The sequence below is a fragment of the Streptomyces musisoli genome, from assembly GCF_016741855.1.
GTDB classification, from domain to species: domain Bacteria; phylum Actinomycetota; class Actinomycetes; order Streptomycetales; family Streptomycetaceae; genus Streptomyces; species Streptomyces musisoli.
On sequence record NZ_JAERRH010000135.1, the window covers coordinates 1 to 286 of the forward strand.

The 286-nt window shown below is 73.1% G+C and carries 1 protein-coding gene; it reads right to left on the reverse strand.

Going from position 1 to position 286, the window contains the following annotated elements; all coding sequences use genetic code 11:
- On the reverse strand, positions 1 to 286 hold a 286-nt coding region (locus JK361_RS40805; RefSeq protein WP_201828303.1), incomplete at both ends, for an AMP-binding protein.

A 286-nucleotide genomic window follows, 5' to 3' on the forward strand; every position in this document is an offset into this window, starting at 1 on the left:
GCGGTGGCCGGGTCGGTGTCCGGTCCGGCTGCGTCGGTGACCATGGCCGGGTCGTCGACGGTCACCGTGGGGCGTGCGTCGTCCAGCATGAACGCGATCCGCGGCTTCGGGTACGACGGGTCCACCGGCAGGTAGGCGGCTCCGGCCTTGAGTACGCCGAGGACCGCCACGACCGACTCCAGGGAGCGTGGCAGGGCTACCGCCACGAGGTGTTCGGGGCCCACGCCGCGGGCGATCAGCGCGTGCGCGAACCGGTTCGCCCGCGCGTCCAGCTGCCTGTACGTCA